This window comes from Paraburkholderia eburnea, from assembly GCF_002917095.1.
GTDB classification, from domain to species: Bacteria; Pseudomonadota; Gammaproteobacteria; order Burkholderiales; family Burkholderiaceae; genus Paraburkholderia; species Paraburkholderia eburnea.
The window spans coordinates 295,924-310,741 of record NZ_PQGA01000002.1 but is presented as its reverse complement, the minus strand read 5'-3'; the positions used below and the strand labels follow the sequence as shown (position 1 = coordinate 310,741).

13 protein-coding genes are annotated in these 14,818 nt (G+C 65.6%); all 13 read right to left on the bottom strand.

What is annotated here, in order from left to right; genetic code table 11:
* Positions 1 to 15: 15 nt before the first annotated feature.
* The 13 genes from B0G62_RS05930 to B0G62_RS05870 all read right to left on the bottom strand — a co-directional run bounded on the left by B0G62_RS05930 (position 16) and on the right by B0G62_RS05870 (position 14,803).
* On the bottom strand, positions 16 to 888 hold the full coding sequence (locus B0G62_RS05930) for an MOSC domain-containing protein (protein ID WP_103703248.1): 873 nt from the start codon (positions 886 to 888) through the stop codon (positions 16 to 18).
* A 45-nt stretch (positions 889 to 933) separates the two neighbouring features.
* Entirely contained in the window at positions 934 to 2,130 is a 1,197-nt protein-coding gene (locus B0G62_RS05925) for an O-succinylhomoserine sulfhydrylase (protein WP_103703247.1), read from the bottom strand.
* A 162-nt stretch (positions 2,131 to 2,292) separates the two neighbouring features.
* Positions 2,293 to 3,837: an amidophosphoribosyltransferase gene (gene purF / locus B0G62_RS05920; RefSeq protein ID WP_103703246.1), complete on the bottom strand. Its 1,545-nt coding sequence runs from the start codon at positions 3,835 to 3,837 to the stop codon at positions 2,293 to 2,295.
* Between the two features lie 129 nt (positions 3,838 to 3,966).
* Complete coding sequence (locus B0G62_RS05915; protein WP_103703245.1) at positions 3,967 to 4,461, bottom strand: CvpA family protein; 495 nt, start codon at positions 4,459 to 4,461, stop codon at positions 3,967 to 3,969.
* 7 nt (positions 4,462 to 4,468) lie between these two features.
* Positions 4,469 to 5,413, bottom strand: a complete 945-nt coding sequence (locus B0G62_RS05910) for an SPOR domain-containing protein (protein ID WP_103703244.1) — start codon at positions 5,411 to 5,413, stop codon at positions 4,469 to 4,471.
* Between the two features lie 49 nt (positions 5,414 to 5,462).
* The gene (gene folC / locus B0G62_RS05905) at positions 5,463 to 6,773 is read right to left on the bottom strand and encodes a bifunctional tetrahydrofolate synthase/dihydrofolate synthase (RefSeq protein ID WP_103703243.1); all 1,311 of its coding nucleotides are present in this window, start codon (positions 6,771 to 6,773) and stop codon (positions 5,463 to 5,465) included.
* 206 nt (positions 6,774 to 6,979) lie between these two features.
* Entirely contained in the window at positions 6,980 to 7,852 is an 873-nt protein-coding gene (accD, locus tag B0G62_RS05900; RefSeq protein WP_103703242.1) for an acetyl-CoA carboxylase, carboxyltransferase subunit beta, read from the bottom strand.
* Positions 7,853 to 7,991: 139 nt separating this feature from the next.
* Positions 7,992 to 8,807: a tryptophan synthase subunit alpha gene (gene trpA, locus B0G62_RS05895; protein ID WP_103703241.1), complete on the bottom strand. Its 816-nt coding sequence runs from the start codon at positions 8,805 to 8,807 to the stop codon at positions 7,992 to 7,994.
* A 55-nt stretch (positions 8,808 to 8,862) separates the two neighbouring features.
* Positions 8,863 to 9,765 (bottom strand): DNA-methyltransferase, encoded by a 903-nt coding sequence (locus B0G62_RS05890; protein WP_103703240.1) that lies wholly within the window; start codon positions 9,763 to 9,765, stop codon positions 8,863 to 8,865.
* Positions 9,766 to 9,786: 21 nt separating this feature from the next.
* Entirely contained in the window at positions 9,787 to 10,980 is a 1,194-nt protein-coding gene (trpB, locus tag B0G62_RS05885) for a tryptophan synthase subunit beta (protein ID WP_103703239.1), read from the bottom strand.
* Positions 10,981 to 11,040: 60 nt separating this feature from the next.
* Positions 11,041 to 11,721 (bottom strand): phosphoribosylanthranilate isomerase, encoded by a 681-nt coding sequence (locus B0G62_RS05880; RefSeq protein ID WP_103703238.1) that lies wholly within the window; start codon positions 11,719 to 11,721, stop codon positions 11,041 to 11,043.
* A 110-nt stretch (positions 11,722 to 11,831) separates the two neighbouring features.
* Positions 11,832 to 12,635: a tRNA pseudouridine(38-40) synthase TruA gene (truA, locus tag B0G62_RS05875; protein WP_103703237.1), complete on the bottom strand. Its 804-nt coding sequence runs from the start codon at positions 12,633 to 12,635 to the stop codon at positions 11,832 to 11,834.
* A 14-nt stretch (positions 12,636 to 12,649) separates the two neighbouring features.
* A complete protein-coding gene (locus B0G62_RS05870) occupies positions 12,650 to 14,803 on the bottom strand; it encodes a FimV/HubP family polar landmark protein (RefSeq protein WP_103703236.1) in 2,154 nt (717 codons plus the stop codon).
* Positions 14,804 to 14,818: the final 15 nt, after the last annotated feature.

The window sequence follows — 14,818 nt, the reverse complement described above, 5'->3', positions numbered from 1 at the left end:
AGCGTCTAAAGCGCCTTATTCGAAGCGATATTCCCACTGCGCCTGCGCGCCCACCGCCACGCGCCTGCCCGCGCCGCTGACGACGATCGCGTTCTGTCCGAAGGTCAGACCGCCATCCACACGCGCATCGACGCGAAACGTCTGCAAGGTATCGAGCGGCTCGGTGGGCCATTGCGCGTCGCGTTCGCCCGTCTGCTGATCGATGGTCGTGATCGGACAACGCGCGCACGGCTTCACGAAGCGCAGCACCACATCGTCAAGACCCGCATCGCCTTCGATCGAGAGCGTGTCGATGAAGTCTTCGTCGAACGCCTCGCCCGCATCGCCCACGACGATATTCGGGCGAAAACGGCTCATCGAGACCGGCGCAGCGCCCTTGGCCGCCAGCCGCTCGTTGAGTTCCGCGAGCGACGATTCGCTGGTGACGAGAATCGGGAAACCATCGGCGAATTGCGTGGGCGCGTCGTCGTCCTGTGTCCACTTCTTGCTCGAAAGCCGCGTGACGTCCTGCGCGAAACGCACGAGACGCACCGGCACGCCGAGCGCGCGCGTGAACCATTGCGCCGCTTCGTCGCCTTCGTCGAGCGCATCGAAGGTGTCCTTCCAGACCGTCGCGCTCACACGCGCCTCGTTGCCGCGCGGCTGGAACGGCAGCACAAGCGCCGCGTCGATGCCGTCCATCACGAGTTGCACGCCGTCTTGCACGAAGGCCGGGACGATACGCGCCATCGCCGCATATTCGCGCTGGGAAACGAAACGGCCCGTTGCGTCCACAACCATCCAGTGCCGATCCCACCTCAAGCCTTGCGTTTCGAGCTGCGCGCGATCGAGCGCGATCGCACCGCACGACTTCACCGGATAGACGAACAAGCCACGAATCACCGCCATGATGCACTCACTCAAGAAATAGAATATCGCCTGAAACAAGGCGTTTTATTGCATACCATCCAGCCCGCGCGCGAGATCCTGGCGCACATCCCGAGGATCTTCCAGTCCCACGGCCAGACGGATCAACCCTTCCGTGATGCCCGCTTCCGCGCGCGCCTCCGGCGCGATGCGGCCGTGCGTCGTGGTGGCCGGATGCGTGATGGTCGTGCGCGTGTCGCCCAGGTTGCCCGTGATCGAGCAGACCTTCGTGTGGTCGATCACGCGCCAGGCGTTGGCGCGCTGCGCCTCGGGCGTATCGCCCTTGAGTTCGAACGACACGATCGCGCCGCCCTTCTTCTGCTGACGCATCGCCAGCGCGTGCTGCGGATGCGATTCGAGGCCCGGGTAATGGACGCGTTTCACGGCCGGATGCGTTTCGAGCCAGCGCGCGATCTCGAGCGCGTTGTCCGACTGTTTTTCCACGCGCAGCGAGAGCGTTTCCATGCCCTTGAGCAGGACCCACGCATTGAACGCGGACAGCGTCGGTCCCGCGCTGCGCACGAACGGGAACACCTTCTCCTGGATGAACGACTTCGAGCCGACCAGGGCACCGCCCAGCACGCGCCCCTGGCCGTCGAGGAACTTGGTGGCCGAATGCATCACCACGTCCGCGCCGAACTTCAGCGGCTGTTGCAACGCCGGGCTACAGAAACAGTTATCGACAACGAAAAGCGCGCCCGCGGCCTTCGCGATCCGGCTCACGGCTTCGATATCGGCGATTTCGGTGAGCGGGTTCGACGGCGTTTCGAGGAAAAACATCTTCGTTTCCGGGCGTACCGCCTGCCGCCACGCGTCGAGGTCGTGAGGATCGACAAAGGTGGCCGTGATGCCGAAGCGCGGGAAAATCTGCGAGAACATGCCGAGCGTCGAGCCGAACAGGCTGCGCGAGCTGACGATGTGATCGCCCTGCTGCAACGTGGACATCACCACCGACATGATCGCGGCCATGCCCGACGCCGTGGCCATGCAGGCTTCGCCGCCTTCGAGCGCCGCCAGCCGCTCCTGGAACATCGTGACGGTGGGATTGGTGAAACGCGCGTACGTATAGCCGGTTTCGGAGTTCGCAAAGCGCTCGGCGGCTTCGGCGGCGCTGCCGAAGCAGAAGCTCGACGTGAGGAAGAGCGCTTCCGAATGCTCGTTGAACTCGCTGCGCAGCGTGCCCGAGCGCACGGCCAGCGTGTCGAAGTTGAGGTTGTCGTCCATTTCCGTGTATCCGTGTATCCGTAGCCTGAATCGTCGGTCATGTCCGCACACGCATTGAAACCGGCGCGCGGACGCAAAAAAGCCCGCTTTTGCATCGGCAAAAGCGGGCTTTCGGCATAACACGCCAGGCTGCGGGCAGCGCGCCGCGCCTGGCGTCGTCCATCACTCCACCGAGAGTTGCAGGTGCAGTTGCGAACGCGTGCCGCCATCCTGCGCGTCGCTCGCGGCATCGCGATCCGACTGCGATTGCGGAGCAAGACGCGCGGCCTCGATGTTGTCGAGATAAGCGCTCGTGATGTCGCCGGTGATGTATTCGCCGTCGAAGCACGAAGCCTCGAAGTCGCCCAGTTCCGGGTTGATGTCGCGCACGGCCTTCTTGAGCGCTTCCACGTCCTGATAGACGAGGTAATCGGCGCCGATGATGCGCGCGACTTCTTCATCCGTGCGGCCATGCGCCACCAGCTCGCCACGCGTGGGCATGTCGATCCCGTACACGTTCGGGAATTTCACGGGCGGCGCCGCCGAAGCGAAGATCACCCTGGTTGCGCCCGCATCGCGCGCCATCTGCACGATTTCCTGCGAGGTGGTGCCGCGCACGATCGAGTCGTCGATGATCAGCACGTTCTTGCCCTTGAACTCGATGCCCATGGCGTTGAGCTTCTGGCGCACCGACTTCTTGCGCATCGCCTGGCCCGGCATGATGAAGGTGCGGCCGACGTAGCGGTTCTTGAAGAAGCCTTCGCGGTATTCCACGCCCAGCTTGTTCGCCACCTGCATCGCCGCGGGACGCGACGAATCGGGAATCGGCATGACCACGTCGATCTTCACGTCGGGCAGTTCGCGCTGGATCTTCTCGGCGAGATAGTCGCCCATGCGCAGACGCGCGTTGTAGACCGGCACGCCGTCGAGCACCGAATCCGGACGCGCGAGGTACACGAGTTCGAAGATGCACGGGTTGAGCCTGGGCGACTGGGCGCACTGCTGCGAATGGAAATTACCGTCGAAGTCGATGAACACCGCTTCGCCGGGGCGCACGTCGCGCACGAATTCGAAGCCGATGCCTTCGAGCGCCACCGATTCCGAAGCCAGCATCCATTCCGTGCCTTCCGGCGTTTCCTGCTTGCCGATGCACAGCGGGCGAATGCCGAACGGGTCGCGGAACGCGAGCAGACCGTAGCCGGCGATCAGCGAGACGATCGCGTACGAGCCGCGCAGGCGGCGGTGGACGCCCGAGACGGCTTTGAAGAGCGCGGCCGGATCGAGTTCGAGACCGGTGCTGGCGAGCTGCACTTCATGCGCGAGCACGTTGAGCAGCACTTCGGTGTCGGAACGGGTATTGATGTGGCGGCGGTCCACCCGGAACATCTCGTCCTTCAACTGTTGCCAGTTGGTGAGATTGCCGTTGTGGGCGAGGACGATGCCGAACGGCGCGTTCACGTAGAACGGCTGGGCTTCTTCTTCGCTCGACGCCGAGCCGGCCGTCGGATAACGCACCTGGCCGATGCCGCTGTTGCCAGGCAGGCTACGCATGTTGCGCGTGCGGAACACGTCGCGCACCATGCCGTTGGCCTTGTGCATATGGAACGTGCTGCCGTTCGCGGTGGCGATGCCGGCCGCGTCCTGACCACGGTGCTGCAGGAGCAGCAGCGCGTCATAGAGGAGCTGGTTGACGGGAGAACGGGAAACTACGCCTACGATGCCGCACATGGCAGGTCCTTCAAAAAAGCGAAATCGGTAACGACGCGGTGACGGCGGCCGGCAGAGCCGGCGCGAAGCGCCGCGAAGGGGCAAGTACTTGTCTTCGGGCCGGCCCTGCGTTACGCGATCAGCTTCTGATCAGACGTGAACGTAGGACGCGAGCGTCTCGGGCAACAGCGGTTTCAGTTCGTGCACGCCCTGCTCGGCATAGGGCCGCAGCAGCGCCTTGCGCCAGAAGTCCTGCTGGGGCAGCTCGGTCAGTCCCGCAAGGACGACGAGAATCAGCACCAGCACGACGCCTCGCACGAGGCCGAACAGCATCCCGAGCGAGCGGTCCACACCGGACAATCCACTCACCTGCACCAACCGGCTCAGCACGGCATTGCCCACGCCGGCCACGAGCACCACGGCGATCACGATCAGCGCGAAGGCGATCAGCCACTGGGTCAGCGCCCCGCCCGGCCAGTTCGCCGGAATGAAGGGCACCACGCGATCCACAAAACGGCATCCCACAATGAACGCCGCGATCCAGCCGATCAGCCCGAAAATCTCGCCGATAAAGCCACGCCACGCGCCACGCAGCGCGGACAGACCGATTACCGCCATTACAGCGTAGTCGAATGCCGTGAACATCGACGGCTTATTCGGCGTTGCCGTTCGAACCGGACGCCAGCCCCGCGCCGCGCACCTTGGCGATCGCGTCGGAGGCGGCCGCGCGGTCGGGGAACGGTCCCGCGCGCAATAGCGTGCGCGTGGAGCCGTCGGTTTCCTTGCGTTGTTCGGTATATGCGGGTACCCCCGCGGCTTTCAACTTGGTGACCCAGCGATTCGCGGCAGCGGCGTCGGGAAACGCGCCCAGTTGCACGGCAAAGCGCGCGCCAGGCGGCGTGGCAGGCGTGCCGGTGTCGCTGTTGCTGCTGCTGTCGGTATCGCTGTCGCCGTCGTTCGAGGCCTCCGTGGCAGCGGGCTTCGCGGCCGGCTGAGCGGGTTTGGACGCCTGGGCGGTCTGGGCCGGTTGCGTTGCCTGTGACGATTGCGCCAATTGTGCCGATCGTGCAACGGGCTTTTGCGCCTGTGCGGCAGGCGCGGGCCGGGACGGCGCGGTTTGAGCGGATTTCGTCGATTGCGGATTCTGGGCGAGCGCGGGCGTGGCCGCACTGTTAGCAGAATTAGCCGCCGCGAGACCCGACGCCCCCAACGCCGCCTCGGGCGCGGCGGGATTGTCGGGCGCGACGCCAGCCTGCGTGTCCTCGTCGTCGCGCGCGGCGTTCTTCGGCGCGGGGTGACTCGGGATGTCGATGGCGATGTCGTCGGTGACGGGCTTCGGGTGGGAATCCAGCACCATCGGCAGGATCACGATGGCGGCCAGCACGAGGGCGATCGCACCCACGAGGCGGCGGCGCGCCCGCTGCTTTTCGGGCAACGTGGGATCGAGGAGCATCGCCTCGGCATCGCGCGTGCGGTCCGGCCGACGACTACGCCGCTCCACGCGCGTGTTCTGACTGCTCCGCCGGGTGGTGGAGCCCGCTTCGGCACCGCGTCGGCGGGGCGCGTCGTCTTTCTTGCCGAACGAGAAAATTCCCATGTATGGCTGCTTTTGGCCTGTGCGTGGCGGCTTGCAGGATGCCGCGCGATCAGTGCTGCTGTGACTTTCGCCAGGCCATGACGCCGGCGACTGTCAGAAAACTCCCGAAAACAACGATTCTATCATTTTCGGTAGCCCGTTTTAGCGCATCTTGAAACGCCTCGGCGGGCGTTTCGTAGCGCGTGACGCTGCTGTCGTCGCCGTCTTCCACCCCGGCTTCGCGCAATACCTCCTCCAGTTCCTGCGCCGATGCCGCGCGCGGACCCGGCAGACCGGTCACGCACCAGTGATCGACCTCGTCCTTCAGATGGCCGATCACGCCCGCGATGTCCTTGTCGCGCATGGCGCCAAAAACCGCGTACGTGTAGGGAAAATAGCCCATGCTGCCGAGATTTTGCCCAAGCACGGCCGCTGCGTGCGGATTGTGGCCCACGTCGAAAATGATCGCCGGCTTGCCCGGCAGCACCTGGAAGCGGCCTGGCAGTTCGACGTTGGCGAGGCCCAGACGAATGTCCTGCGCCGACACCGGCAGGCGGTCACGCATCGACTCCAGCGCCGCCAGCGCCGCCGAGGTATTGATCAGCTGATTGGCGCCGCGCAGCGCCGGATACGCGAGCGCCGAACGGCGTTGCGTCGGGCCGACATAGCTCCATTGCTGGCGCTCGTTGCCCGGCGCGCCTTCGTAACGGAAATCGCGGCCGAAGAGCCACAGTTCGGCGCCGATCGCTTCGGCATGGTCGATCAGCGTCTGCGGCGGCAGCGGGTCCGAGCAGATCGCCGGCCGCCCCGCGCGGAAGATGCCGGCCTTTTCGAAGGCGATCTTCTCGCGCGTGTCGCCAAGGTACTCGGTGTGATCGAGATCGATGCTCGTGACGATCGCGCAATCGGCGTCGAGGATGTTCACCGCGTCCAGACGGCCGCCCAGACCCACTTCGAAGATCACGGCGTCGAGCCCGCGCGAGGCGAACAGATGCATGATCGCGAGCGTCGTGAATTCGAAATACGTGAGCGAGACCGGCGTGGCGAGCGCGTTGCGCGCGGCTTCCACGGCTTCGAAGTGCGGCAGCAGATCGGCGTCGCTGGCCTGCAGGCCGTCGATGCGCGCGCGTTCGTTGAACGACAGCAGATGCGGCGACGTATGACAGCCGACGTGATAGCCGGCCTTCAGCAGAATCGTTTCCAGAATCGCGCAGGTCGAGCCCTTCCCGTTGGTGCCGCCGACCGTGAAGATCGGGCATTCGAACTTCAGGTTCAGCGCGTCCTTGACCTGGCCGATGCGGCCAAGGCCCATGTCGATGCCAACCGGATGCGCGGTTTCGAGATGCGTGAGCCACGCGTCGAGGGTGGGAAAGGTACTCATCGGGACGATTTCGGGATTATCGGGAAGTGCGGCGCGAATGCATGAACGCGGCGCAGGGGACAAGTCCTGCACGGCGTCCGCTACGCGAAATCACGGCATTATCGCGGAAATGACAACGCGCCGCTTGCTTTCGCTTGCGGCGCGTCTGACACGCGGCGGAATCACGAAGTTCCGCGCGTGAGCCGATAGCGGCTTGCGACCTGGCCTCAGGCCACCGCGTCGGCGGGCTGGCGCTGCATGATCGCCATCAACTGGGCGATTTCCTCGCGCAGCTTGCGGCGGTCGACGATCATGTCGATGGCGCCCTTTTGCAGCAGGAATTCCGAGCGCTGGAAGCCTTCCGGCAGCTTCTCGCGCACCGTCTGCTCGATCACGCGCGGGCCGGCGAAGCCGATCAGCGCCTTCGGCTCGGCGATCACCACGTCGCCCAGGAACGCGAAGCTCGCCGACACGCCGCCCATGGTCGGGTCGGTCAGCACGGAGATGAACGGCAGCTTGGCTTCCGAGAGCTTGGTCAGCATGGCCGTGGTCTTGGCCATCTGCATGAGCGACAGCAGGCTTTCCTGCATGCGCGCGCCGCCCGAAGCCGTGAAGCAGATAAATGGCACTTGCTGCTCAAGCGCGTTCTGCGCGCCGCGTGCGAAGCGCTCGCCGACCACCGAACCCATCGAGCCGCCCATGAACGAGAACTCGAAGCAGGCGACCACGCAAGGCAGCGTGTGGATCGCGCCGCCCATGACGACCATGGCGTCGGTTTCGCCGGTGTCGTCCATCGCTTCCTTGATACGGTCCGGATACTTGCGGCTGTCCTTGAACTTCAGCGCGTCGACCGGCACGATTTCCTGGCCGATTTCATAGCGGCCTTCCGGATCGAGCAGACCGTCCAGACGCTCGCGCGCGTTGATGCGCATGTGGTGGTCGCACTTCGGGCAGACGTGGAGGTTCGCTTCGACGTCGTTGCGGTACAGGACCGCCTCGCACGAGGGGCACTTGATCCACAGACCTTCCGGAATGCTCTTGCGGCTTTTCGGATCGGTTTGCTTGATCTTGGGCGGCAGCAGTTTATCGAGCCAGCTCATTGTTGTTTCTTCCTTCATCGTGATGCGCGGGCGCGGCGGCCGGTTCTATACGGCTGTCATTTCGACCGGGTTCCGACCCCGACCGCGCATGGCGAAAACTGGATTTTACAGCAGTCTCGCAGCTAGTCCCCTGCCAGGCTCATCTGCCTTTGTCGGAGACCGCGTCGAGCGCTGTACGAATGTCGGCGATGAACTGCGTGAGAGCGTCTGCGGCGGTGTCGGGCGCAGCCTGCTGAAGCAGTTGCACGATGCGGCTGCCGATCACCACGGCATCGGACACTTCAGCCACCGCCGCGGCCGTATGAGCATCGCGAATCCCGAAACCCACGCCGACGGGCAGCGGCACGCGCGCCTTGATCGCCGGGATTTTACTCGCGATGCTCGCCACGTCGAGATTCGCGGCGCCCGTCACGCCCTTGAGCGATACGTAATAGACGTAGCCGCTGGCCATGCGGCCGACTTCCGCGATGCGCTCGTCGGTCGAGGTGGGCGCGAGCAGGAAGATCGGATCGATGTTGGCGGCCTTCATCTTCGCGGCGAATTCCACCGATTCCTCGGGCGGGTAGTCGACCACCAGCACGCCGTCCACGCCCGCTTCCTGTGCGGCGGCCGCGAAGGCTTCCGCGCCCATGCGCTCGATCGGGTTGGCGTAGCCCATCAGCACGACGGGCGTTTCATTGTCGGTTGCGCGGAAACGCTTGACGTCGGCCAGCACGCTCTTGAGCGTCACGCCCTTCGCGAGCGCGCGCTCCGACGACTGCTGGATCACGGGGCCGTCGGCCATCGGATCGGAAAACGGCACGCCCAGTTCGATCACGTCGGCGCCGCCGGCGGCGAGCGCGTGCATAAATTCGACGGTGCGCGCCGGATCAGGGTCGCCTGCCGTCATGAACGGGATCAGGCCTTTCTTGCCGGAGGCGGCGAGCGCCTCGAACTTGCTCTTGATGCGGGACATTTCAGGGTCCTCAGATTCGGTGATACTGCGCGGCGATAGACGCCTACGGAGCGCCTTAAGCGCCTTCCGTAACGGTCGCGGGCGCGGCGGACGCGGGGGACGCTTCTGCGGCCAGACTCACGCGTTCGCGCGCGATCGCGCAGTAACTTTCATTGATTTCATAGCCGACGAATTCGCGCTTCTGACGTGCACAGGCGACTGCCGTGGTGCCGCTGCCCATGAACGGGTCCAGCACGCGGCCGCCCGGCGGGCAGCTCGCGAGCACCATGCGCTCGACGATTTCCAGGGGCTTCTGGGTCGGATGATCGACGCGTTCCGCGTGCTGGCGATGCAGCCGCGAAACCGACCAGACGTCCTTGGGGTTGTAGCCAAGCTCCAGCCACCTGCTACCTTCGAATATTTTGCGCGAACGCGCCTTCTTCGTGGCGGCATCGTATGGGATACGGACGGGATCGAGGTCGAAATAGTAATTCTTCGACACCGCGAAGAAACCGATGTTGTCATGCACCGAGGTAAAACGGCGGGTCGTGCCGCCCATGCTGGGAACGCGACGATCCCAGACGATCTCGTTAATCATCGTCATTTTCGACTTCAGATAGACGAAGATCTCGGGCGCATACTGCCAGGTGCAAAACACGTAGAGCGAGCCGCTGGGCTTGAGCTTTGGAATAGCCAGGTCGAGCCACGCGTAGGTCCAGGAGAGGAAGTCCTCGCCCGAACGCATGTCGGAGTCGTTGCCGTAGTCCTTGCCGAGCCCGTAAGGCGGATCGGCGACGATCAGGTCGATCGAGGCATCGGGCAGGTTCGCCGCATCGGTCAGAAAATCGCGGTTCAGGAGCCGGATCGTATCGGGCACCGTGGGCAAGGCGAGCGCTCCCGTCGCCACTTCGGTGGCGGGAATGCTCACGGTTTCCCCCTCGGACGCCGGCATTTCCGGCTCGTCGAACTCGTCACGCATCGGTCGTATCGCTCCGGGCGCTCAGAACTGGATGCCCGATCGCTCGGCGACCGTGTGCATGTCCTTGTCGCCGCGTCCCGACAGGTTCACCAGCAGAACCTTGTCCTTGGGCAGCGTCGGCGCGAGCTTCGCCGCGTAGGCCAGCGCGTGACTCGATTCGAGCGCAGGAATGATGCCTTCGATGCGGCAGCAGTCGTGGAATGCCTTGAGGGCTTCCTCGTCGTCGATGGTCACGTACTGCGCGCGGCCGCTGTCCTTGAGCCACGCGTGCTCGGGGCCGACGCCCGGGTAGTCGAGACCCGCCGAGACCGAATGCGTCTCGATGATCTGGCCGTTCTCGTCCTGCAGCAGATAGGTGCGGTTGCCGTGCAGCACGCCCGGCGTGCCGGCCGCCAGCGACGCGGCGTGACGGCCCGTTTCCATGCCGTCGCCGGCCGGCTCGACGCCGATCAACTGCACCGAACTATCGTCGATATACGGGTAAAAGATACCCATCGCATTCGAACCGCCACCCACGCAGGCAATCACGGCGTCGGGCTGGCGGCCCGTGAGTTCGGGCATCTGCACGCGGCATTCGTCGCCGATCACGCGCTGGAAGTCGCGCACCATCATCGGGTACGGATGCGGGCCCGCCACGGTGCCGATGATGTAGAAGGTGTTTTCGACGTTGGTGACCCAGTCGCGCATGGCTTCGTTCAGCGCATCCTTGAGCGTGCGCGAGCCGGACTCGACCGGCACGACCGTCGCGCCCAGCAGCTTCATGCGATAGACGTTGGCGGCCTGACGGCGCACGTCTTCCGCGCCCATGTAGACCACGCATTCCATGCCGAAGCGCGCCGCGATCGTGGCCGTGGCCACGCCGTGCTGGCCCGCGCCGGTTTCGGCGATCACGCGCGGCTTGCCCATGCGGCGGGCGAGCAGCGCCTGACCGATCACGTTGTTCACCTTATGGGCGCCCGTGTGATTCAGGTCTTCGCGCTTGAGATAGATCTGCGCGCCGCCGACCAGCTCGCTCCAGCGTTGCGCGTGATAGATCGGCGACGGACGGCCGACAAAATGCTTCAACTCGCGCTGATATTCAGCGACAAAGTCGGGATCGTCCTTGAACTTCGCGTAAGCCGCACGCAGTTCATCGATCGCCTGCATCAGGGTTTCGGCAGCGAACACGCCGCCATATTGGCCGAAATGGCCACGTTCATCTGGCAAATTGTACATAAGTCACTCGCTCGGCCAACCAGGCGCCTTGCGTTGCTGCAAGGGCTGGCGACCAGGAAATTATCCCGCGTCCGCTTCGCGCACCGCGCGCACGAACGCCGCCATGCGGGCGTGATCCTTCACGCCCTTCGCGCCCGGGACCTCGATGCCACTGGAGACATCGACGGCGAACGGACGCACCTGGCGAATCGCATCACTGACGTTTTGCGCGTTCAAGCCACCACTTAAAACGGCCCGACGCGCGAGCCCTGCGGGGATAAGTGACCAATCGAAGACCTTCCCGCCGCCGCCGTAACCCTCGACATGAGTGTCGAACAGCAGGCCGCTGGCTGATGAATAACTGTTCGCCGATTCTATCAAATCGGCCTGTTGAGTATCCGCCGCCACTCGCAGCGCCCGCAACCAGGGCAAACCGGCAACGGCCGCCAGCGCTTCGCACTGGCGCGGCGTTTCATCGCCGTGAAACTGCAGGAGCGTGAGCGAAACGTTGCTCGCGACTTCGCTGATCCACTGCGGCGTGGCGTTCACAAAGAGCCCGACCACCGAGACAAACGGCGGAATGTCGTGCGTCAGCTCGACGGCCTGCGCCACGCTCACCGAGCGCGCGCTCGGCGGGTAGAACACGAGGCCGATGGCGTCGGCGCCAATGTCGATAGCGTGCGCGACCGCTTCGGGCGTCGATAGCCCACAGAGCTTGATGCGGGTGCGATGCCCCGCGACGGTTGGCTCGGCTGACGTCATGACTGGTAGCTCGAAATTATCGTTTGGGTTGATGGTGAGATCGCTGAATTTGAGAGCAACATGCGGACAATTGACCGCGGCGCCCATTCAAATCCCCTCGCGCGCCCGGATCATGCCGGGTCGTTCCAGATCGTGCTCCAGGGCACGCTGGCCGTATGCGCAGCAGGAACGTCGAACTCGTCAGGATAACCTACCTGGGCGAGATACAGGCCGTCGGGCATGAAGGTCGGCGCGGCCTTGCCGCGATCGAGCCCCGCCAGCACCTCGGCCATCCACGCCGCCGGGTAACGCCCGCGCCCCACCGCTACGAGGCAGCCCATCAAGTTGCGAACCATGTGATGCAGGAAGGCGTTGGCGCGAAAGCGGAAGTGGATGAAGTCGCCCTGCGGCCGGATATCGATCTGATAGAGATGTTTGACCGGCGTTTTCGATTGACACTCCGACGAACGGAACGCCGAAAAATCATGCTCGCCGATCAGGCATTGCGCGGCCTCGCGCATCGCCTCGACGTCGAGCGGCGTGTGGATCCAGCCCGCGCGGGCCGCCAGCATCGGCGAGCGCACCGGGTTGACGTAGAGCGCGTAGTAATAGGTGCGCTCGAAGGCCGCGAAGCGCGCGTGGAACGTGTCGGGCATCGGCTTCGCCCATTGCACTGCCACGGTCGAGGGCAGAAACGCGTTGGTGCCGCGCACCCACGAGAACGGCGTGCGGTCGAGTTCGGTGTCGAAGTGGACGACCTGGCCGAGTCCATGCACGCCCGTATCGGTGCGGCCCGCGACCACCGTGGACAGCGGCACGCAGGCGAACTCGCGCAGGGCGCGTTCGAGCGCGTCCTGCACGGTCTTGCCATGCGGCTGCGATTGCCAGCCGCAGAACGCGGCCCCGTCGTACTGGATTCCAAGCGCGATACGCATACGTTGGACGGTGCTCAGGACAGCGGCGAGAGCGTGGACAGCAGCGCCTGCGCGTCGGCGCGCGTGGCGTGGTCGTTCGACTCGATCACTTCGTTGATGAGCGCGCGTGCGCCCGCGAGGTCGCCCAGCTCGATGTATTCGTGCGCCAGGTCCAGCTTGTTGCGCGCGATGCGGGCGAGCTGCGCCGGCGTGAAGACCGGCAGCGGCTCGGCGGAATCGGGCGGCAGGTTGAGGTCGAAGTCGAGCGAGAGCGTGCCGAAGCGCGGTGCGCCCATCGGCGGCGCGCCCACCGGCGACGTGCCCATGGCGGCGCCGAGGCCCGCGATCGAGCCAAACCCGGCCGTACCGGCTTCGATGGCCTGCCCTACCGGCGGCGCGGGCGGCTCGGCGAACGGCAGCGACTGGCGCGCGATCGTCTCGGGCGTGGCAACCGGCTCGGTGCCCAGGGGGAAGGCGGGCAAGCCGCTGGACGGGAATTCGGGCACATCGACGCGCGGCGGCAGCGGCATGTCGAGACTGCCAAGCGCGTCTACTGCGGACTTCGGAAACTCTTTCGGTACTTCCAGTTGGGCCATTTCTTGTTCTACGGGAACTGCTGGAATATCTGGGACTGCGGGTGCAACGTGATGCGTTTCGGCGACGGGTTCTTCGGCCGGGTGGGATTCGGTTTGGTGGAGCGACGGCTTGATTTCGTCGTCGGGCGTCGTCGGTTCGGTCGAACTGACTTCAGCGCCGATCGCCGGATGTGCGGCGGGCGTTAGTTGCGGCTCTTCGCTTGTCGGTTCGACTTCGGTTTCTGCGTCGCGTGCCAGCTCTTCCGCCTCGGCGGTCGTGTGCACGCCCGTGACGCCTTCGGACGGCAGCGCCTGCGGCTCGCCCGGCTCGACACCATGCGGGTGCGTGCCGTGCTCGGTACGGTCTGCGTGCTGTTCGGCCGGGCCGTCCGTCGTTTCGGCGTGCCGCGCCTCGAAGAGCGTCGGCGGCAGCGCGTCCGCGCCAAGTTCAGCGGCGGCTGACAGGCTCGCGGCATCGGCCGCATGGTCGAGTTCTGCGTCGGGCTGCGGGTTGTGCGCGAGCGGCTCGGCTTGAGGTTGCGCGGCCACGGCGGGCGGCGTCAGCGGCGCGTCGTCGTGTTCGGCTTCGTGATGCTCTTCATGCTCATCTTCGTGCGCCACGGCGTAGGCGGCGGGAGCGAGCGGTTGCTCCACCGGCGCATCGGCGATGGCCACATGCTTGCGGCGCTTGCGCGTGAGCAGACGCACGATCAGCGCGACGAACGCCAGCAGGACCGCTGCGACGATACCCCACGTGATCGGCAACACTTCGGGCTGCACGTCGTTCGCGCGCGCCGCGCCGCCAGCCGCCGCGCCGCTTTGCACGCCCGCCGAAGCCGCGCCAGCGCTACCGGCGACCTGCGTCTGCTTGCCGTGACGTTGCAGCGCCATCAGCACACGATTCTTGAGCGCGAGGAGTTGCTGAAGGCTGGAAACCTTGACGGGTGCCGGCGTTGCCAAAGCCGCGCTGGACGGCGCAGCCTGGACCGCACCGCTCCACGAATGCGCGTCGCTGGACGGCGCAGCCGCTGCGGGCGCGCTCGCGGCCGTCGTGGCCGAAGCCGCCGAAGCCGCAGGCTCGATGGCAGCACTGGCCGCACCCGAAGCCGCTTCGGGCGCGGACGCGTTCGCAACAGCCGGCGCCGACGCGGCAGTCGTGCTCGCCGCAGCAGCCGTAGCCGTAGCCGAAGCCGCCGCCGGAGCGCTGGCCGCAGCGACAGCAACAGCCACACCCGGCGTGGAAGCCGGGAGCACACCTGACGCCCCGCTCGCCATATCCGGCGTGTCCGGCACATCCAGCGTCGCACCGACCCTGAGGCGGCTCGGGTCATGCTTCATGAACGAATTAGGATTGGCGTCGAACAGCGCCTGACTCGCACGCGCGAGCGTCGTCTTGTCGTGCGACTGGGTGACGTCGACGGCGACGTCATGCAGCGACTGCCCTTGATGCACGGTGTAGTGGCCGATCACCGGCAGCGCGGGCGCAGCGGCGGAAGCGCCCGAAGCGCCAGCCGCCGCGGCGCTGGTTGCCTGAGCGTGCGCGGCGCTGGCCGAGGCCGCGGCGTGCGCCGCACCGGCGAGCGCCAGCACCGCCGCGCTCACGGCAGCCTGCATGGCGCGTCGCGCCTT